We start from the raw sequence: 6,399 nt of genomic DNA on the forward strand, positions 1-6,399 counted from the left end.
GCTCGCCGCCGCTGAGCTCGGGGACGTCCTCGGGACCGCCGAGGCGGTCGGCGCAGAGTTCGACCATGCGGTTCGCGGCGTCCGTGAGGGCGCTCTCGCCCGTGGCCTCGCCCAGATGGAGGAGGTTGAGGCCGGCTCCCGCCAGTCCGGAGCAGAGGTTCAGGCTGAGCCGGTCCCACTTCTCCCGGAGGCAGATGTCGGCGATGTCCAGGGCGTCCTGGCGGCGGCCGAGGCGGTGCAGGACGTGGGCGACGCCGTGCAGGCCGTCGTAGAAGCCGAGCGGCATGCCCACGTCGGGCCTCAGGGCCCGTTCGGCCAGCCAGTCCACGTGTTCCGGCGGCACCTCCGCCCCGGTCTCGGCCAGGGCGTAGAGGACTCCCGCGGCGCCGTGCGCGATGTTGATCCCGCCGCCGTCCCGGAACTGCGCCGGGTCGCCGGGGAAGAGGCGGTCCTCCCGGCCGGGCGTGGCCGAGGCCAGGACCGCGCGGTGCAACGCGGCCCGGACCTCCGGCCAGGGCGCCCGGCCGGGAAGCGGGAGAGTGGTCAGCGGGGACGGACCCGGCTCGGCGTCGGAACCGAGCAGGACGGCGACCGCGTCGTCGAAGCCCGCGCGCGGGACCGGGAACGTCTCGGCGATCAGGTCCGCGAGCTGCTCGGCCTTCCGCCGGTGCATCAGCAGGGTGATCGTCGTCTGCGGGGCGAACAGGTAGTACCGCATGCAGGCGAGCGCGTACCGGTCGACCTCCAGCCCCCGCCGGTCGCGCGGCGCGAGGAACGCCGGGTTGGCGAGGGTCGTGCCCGCCTGCTCCTCGGCGGCGACCGCCACCTCGAAGTCGATGAGGCACAGCCGGCCGGACGAGGTCACCAGGATGTTGTTCGGATGCAGGTCGCCGAAGACCACGCCGCGCTCGTGCAGCTGCCGGACGACGTCCTCGACCTTGCCGAGCATGTCCAGCGCCCAGTCGGTGTACCCGGTGAGCATGGCCGCGTCGCAGTCCGCCTTCGTCAGCGGGTACCGCTGGACGAGCTGGCGCTGCAGCGGGTTGCCGTCGACGAACTCCTCGACCAGGAAGTGGTGCTCGCCGAGGGTGAAGTAGCCGCGGAGCGCCGGCACGGCGTCCAGGCCGGAGAGGCGTTCGAGGATGTCGCGCTCGTGCTTGAGGCGCGTCACCGCGTCGCGTCCGATGACGTCGAGTCCCGCATGGGGGCGGGCCTCCTTCAGCACGACGCGCTCGCCGGAGGCGCGGTCGCGGGCGAGGTAGACGCCGCCGCCGTTCGAGAAGTGCAGGACGCTCTCGAAGTCGTACGGCATCTCGTCGACCCGGACGGAGTTGCGGGCCTCCAGGTGCGGTTCGAGGAAGGACGGCAGCGTCACCCATTCGGGCACCGAGAACGTCGCGCCCCGGACGTCCGGGATGAGTTCTCCCTCGCCGTTCTCGATGGCGGGGACGAGTTCGCCGTCCTTGCCGGGGCACCGGCGTTCGGCGAATCCGCCGTAGCGCACGAAGAGCGGTCCGTCCGCGTAGCGGAGGTCACTCAGAATGTACGGTCCCTCGATGCCGCGAAGAAGTTCGTCGAGCTCTTTGAGGATGACTTCGCATTCGTTCTCGTCCCGCGGGTAAATGGTGACGAGTTTGCCGCTGGCGCCCCGCGAGGCGGCCTTGGAGTTGCGCATGAGCAGGACGGACCGGCCGCGCAGGTACTTGAAGACGATCCCGCGGGGGACGCAGTAGTCCCAGATCACGGCGAGGGCGCGCTCGGCGTCCTCCAGCCGCGCGGAGAGGTGGATCTTCCAGCCCTGGGCGGGCAGCGTGCCCTCTCCCCGGGGTGCGTAGTACATCCACACGTCCGACTCGTGGCGGATCCATCCCGCGGGCACCGGGCGGGACACCAAGGGGAAGTCCGACGCCTCGTTCTGCTTTTCGCCGAGCTTGTCGTAGAAGAACAGATCGGCGAGGCAGTAGGGCTCGTACTGGTCCACCGCGTTCCTCCTGACTTCTCGGCTTCCCGGCTCACCGCCCGGCTTCCAAAAGCATCTCCGGCCGCAAGTCGGACGCCAAGTTGAATCCGCAATATTTGATTGTGAGGAACGCACCAACGCCCATGTGCGTTCTGTGACGCCGTCTCGGGAAACCCGAGGACGGACGCACCGGGGGCGGCTAAACACCCGACACCGCGGAACCGGCGGACGTCCGGGTTTCGCCCGGACGGATCGGTGGACACGCGTCGTGACGGCCGGCGCCGGCTGGTGGCGGCCCCACGTGGTTCGCGTCCGTCCGCCGGCCGCGGCGACGTGCAGAAGGGGCGAACCTGGACGATCCGCCAGGGGGCTCCAGGGAGGCCGGTGCGGTGGCTTCTGGGAAAGATGCGAACTCCCGGGAGCTTTCCGGCGTCTTACTGATCGATGTTCACCCGCACCCGGGTGGGCGGTGCCGGGGCGCGGATCCTCCGAGGTCGGGGCCGACAGGGGAATGCGGGAGAAGCACCGGCGTTCTTGTCGCTAATGTGCTTTCTGCGGATTGCGGGCTGATGAGGGAGAACCGTGCGAGGTAAGGCCCTGGTGGTGGCGCTGGTCCTGGGACTGGCGACGGCGTGCGGCGGTGGCGGTGGTGGCGGCGATGCCAAGACCGCGGGGCACGACGAAGGCGTACCGCAGATCTCGATCACTCCGGCGAACGGCTCGGCGAAGGCCAAGCCGGACGCGGGCGTGACGGTGACGGCGACCGGCGGCACGCTGAGCCAGGTGCTGGTGAAGCTGAAGGACGCCGACGTCCCCGGCACGATGTCGGCCGACAAGAAGTCCTGGAAGTCGTCCTGGACGCTGATCCCGGGCGGGAAGTACACCGTCCAGGCGGTGGCCGCGTCCAGCAAGGGCAAGACGGCGACCGCGACCAGCTCGTTCCGGACCGTGAACGACACCGCGCGGACGACGATCAACAACGTCATCCCGAGTCCGGGCGAGAAGGTCGGCACCGGCATGCCGATCTTCATCCAGTTCAACAAGGAGGTCCCGGACAAGGCCAAGGCGACGATCGAGAAGGCCGTCGAGCTGAAGTCCACGTACCCGACCGAGGGCGCGTGGCGGTGGCTGGACGCGGGCGAGTCGTTCAACGGCCTGCCGTCGCTGGTGTTCCGTCCGAAGACCCCGTGGAAGGCCAACCAGCGGGTCGAGCTGCGCGTGCACTACGCCGGCCTGAAGATCGGCGACTCGGTCTACGGCGACAAGGACGTCACCCGCAAGTTCAAGATCGGTGACTCGCACACCATCACGGTCAACAACCGGACGCACAAGCTGACCGTGAAGAAGAACGGCGTGGTCGTCCGCAAGTGGGGCATCAGCCTCGGCACCGGCGGCGAGGTGCAGAGCGACGGCGTCGACCACCTGAAGACCACCAGCGGCGTCCACCTGACCATGGACCACGTCCGGGTGGAGCGCATGGTCGCGCCCGGCAAGAAGAAGGGCGACCCGGGGTACTACGACGAGAAGGTGCCGTGGGCGACGCGCATCTCCAACAGCGGCGAGTACATCCACCAGAACATGGACGACCCGTCCTGCCTGGGCAACCGGAACTGCTCGCACGGCTGCGTCCGCTCCCCCGCCGACGACGCGCAGTGGTTCATGGAATGGTCCTACCGCGGTGACATGGTGACCATCAACGGCACCGGCCGCGAGCTGCCCTGGACCAACGGCTGGGGCTACTGGCAGATGTCGTTCGACAAGTGGGTGACCGGGGGCAAGCTCGGCCAGCCCGTCACCACCGCCTCCCTCACCGGCTGAGACCTCCCGCCAAGCTCCCCCGACGCTCCCCCGGCACGCCTCCCGCCCGGCCTTCCGGTCCGGGCCCACGGCCTTCCGGACGCGGCCCGGCGCTCTCCTCCCCGAGAGCGCCGGGCCGCTCGCTTTTCCGGGCTCCATTCGCCTCCTGCGCTTTCCCGGGCTCCGCCGGACGCCGCGCGCGGGCGGAGGTGCACTATGGAGTCGTGCTGAGGACCAGAGCGGCCACCTGGGCGTACGTCACCGCACTCGCCGCGGCCGAGGCCGTGGTCTGGTCGCTGTCCCCCGAGCACAAGGCGCGGGTGCTGGCCTGGGTGAGCACGAACGTGGCCAACCTGGCCCACCACCCGCTGGGCTCGCTGGCCGTCTCCGCGCTCGTCCCCGACTCCTATCCGCTGGTGTGGGTGGGACTGGCGGTGGTGGCGCTGCTCCCCGTCAACGCGCTGCTGGGCAACCGGCGGACGGCGGTGCTGTTCGTCCTCCTGCACGTGCTGGGGACGCTGGTCAGCGAGGGCGTCGTCGCCTGGCGCCTCGCGCACGGGACGCTCCCCGAGGCGGCCCGCCACCAGCTCGACACCGGCCCCTCGTTCGTCCTCGTGCCCGGCCTCGTCCTGGTGATCGTGTTCGGGACGTGGTGGTGGCGTCCGGTGGCGGCGGCCGGGCTGTGGGCCCTCTGGCCGTACCTGTTCGAAGGGCTCGGCCAGCTGGACGTCGCGGCCGTCGGGCACGTCACCGTGATGGTGCTGGCCGTCCCGCTCTTCCTGCTCCTGCGCCGCCGCCTCGCCCTGCCGTCCCCGGACGTGCCGGACGGCGCGGCACCGGCGGACGCACCGGCCGCCGAGCCGTTGGCTCCTTAGCCGCGATCCGGAGCCGCGATCAGTAGCCGCGATCCGCCGACGCGGAGAACAGGTGTGAACTTCGGCCGTCCGGGGGACGGCGCTCCGTCGCGAGAGGGATATCCGGGGCGATACCGGGGACTACGTTTCGATCATGACGTTTTGGATCGGTTTCGTCCTCGGGTCAACGCTGATCACCGGGTTCCTCGCCTTCGGCGCCAGGCGGCTGCTCAACACCCGGTTCTCCTTCGTCCGGACGATCCTGGCGGCGGCCGCGGGAGAGGCCGTCGCGAGCCCCGTCCTCAAGGGGCTGATGCGCGGGCTCGATCCGGACCGGCCGAACTTCACCGCCACGATGTGGTTCACCGTCCTCGGCTGGGGATGCGCGCTGCTGGTGGCGATGCTGGTCCTGGTCGTGTGGGAGGCGTTCGTCCCGACCGGCTCGGTCCCGTCGCCGCTGCTGTGGGTGCGGTCCCTGCGCGCGCGAGCCGCGCGCACCCGCCGCTACTGGCAGATCACCCGGATCTTCGTGCGCGCCGGCCTCGGACCGTACCTGCGCGGACGGGCCCGGCCGGACGACGAGTCCCGCTCGCGCCCCCTGGCGCGGTCGCTGGTCAAGGCGCTCGACCGGGGCGGCGTCACGTTCGTGAAGCTCGGCCAGGTGCTGTCGACGCGGCGCGACGTCCTGCCGGAGGAGTTCGTCACCGAGCTGGGGCGGCTGCGCGACCGCGCCGCGCCGGTCCCGTGGGAGGACATCGAGCGGGTGCTGCGGGACGAGCTGGGCGCGCCGGTCGAGGAGGTGTTCGCCGAGTTCGACCGCGAGCCGCTGGCCGCCGCGTCCGTCGCGCAGGTCCACGCGGCGCGGCTGCGGACCGGCGAGGACGTCGTGGTCAAGGTGCAGCGGCCCGGGGTGCGGACGGTCGTCGAGCGCGACCTCGACATCGTCCGGCGCCTGGCCCGGACGCTGCACGCGCGCGCCGACTGGGGGCACTCCCTGGGGCTGGTGGCGCTGGCGGACGGCTTCTCCACGGCGCTCCGCGAGGAGCTCGACTTCCGCATCGAGACGCGGAACATGGCGGCGGTCTCGTCCGCGCACGCGAGTTCCTGGGGGCACCACTACAGCAGCAGCCACATCCCCGCGGACACCAGCCGCCGCGCCCCGCAGGACGACCCGAGCCGCACCCGGCAGGACGGCAGCGTCCGGATACCGCGCCCGTACGAGGACCTGTGCACCGCCCGCGTCCTCGTCATGGAACGGCTCGCGGGGGTGCCGCTGACCCAGGCGGGCCCGCTGCTCGCGGCGCGCGGGCTGGACCGCGCGGCGCTCGCCCGCGACCTGCTGGACGAGATGCTCCGGCAGATCATGCTCGACGGCGTCTTCCACGCCGACCCGCATCCGGGGAACCTGCTGCTGCTCGACGACGGCCGGCTCGGAATGATCGACTTCGGCTCGGTGGGGCGGCTGGACGGCGAGCTGCGCGCCTCCCTCGGCCGGATCCTGATGGCGGTGAACCGGGCGGACCCGGTCGCGCTGACCGACGCGCTGCTGGAGGTGACGGCCCGCCCGGACGAGCTGGACGAGCAGGCGCTGGAGCGCGCGCTCGGCGCGTTCATGGCGCGGCACCTGGCCACCGGGCAGACCCCGAACCCGGCGATGTTCACCGAGCTGTTCCGGGTGATGACGCGGTTCTCGCTGGCCGTCCCGGCGGAGTTCGCGGCGGTGTTCCGGGCGCTCGGGACGCTGGAGGGCGGGCTGACCGAGCTCGCGCCCGGCTTCGACATGGTCGG

At 71.4% G+C, this 6,399-nt stretch carries 4 protein-coding genes; 3 read left to right on the forward strand and 1 reads right to left on the reverse strand.

What is annotated here, in order from left to right:
* The coding region (gene lanKC / locus AB0J52_RS22575; protein WP_500183893.1) for a class III lanthionine synthetase LanKC at positions 1 to 1,981 on the reverse strand (1,981 nt) is incomplete at its 3' end.
* A gap of 561 nt (positions 1,982 to 2,542) precedes the next feature.
* On the opposite strand from lanKC, the gene AB0J52_RS22580 reads away from it, so the two are divergent.
* The 3 genes from AB0J52_RS22580 to AB0J52_RS22590 all read left to right on the forward strand — a co-directional run.
* Positions 2,543 to 3,778, forward strand: a complete 1,236-nt coding sequence (locus AB0J52_RS22580) for a L,D-transpeptidase (protein WP_500183895.1) — start codon at positions 2,543 to 2,545, stop codon at positions 3,776 to 3,778.
* 203 nt (positions 3,779 to 3,981) lie between these two features.
* Complete coding sequence (locus tag AB0J52_RS22585; RefSeq protein WP_500183896.1) at positions 3,982 to 4,632, forward strand: rhomboid-like protein; 651 nt, start codon at positions 3,982 to 3,984, stop codon at positions 4,630 to 4,632.
* A gap of 133 nt (positions 4,633 to 4,765) precedes the next feature.
* A partial coding sequence (locus tag AB0J52_RS22590; RefSeq protein ID WP_500183898.1) for an ABC1 kinase family protein occupies positions 4,766 to 6,399 on the forward strand: 1,634 nt, incomplete at its 3' end.

It is taken from the genome of Spirillospora sp. NPDC049652, assembly GCF_040675125.1.
Lineage (GTDB): Bacteria > Actinomycetota > Actinomycetes > Streptosporangiales > Streptosporangiaceae > Spirillospora.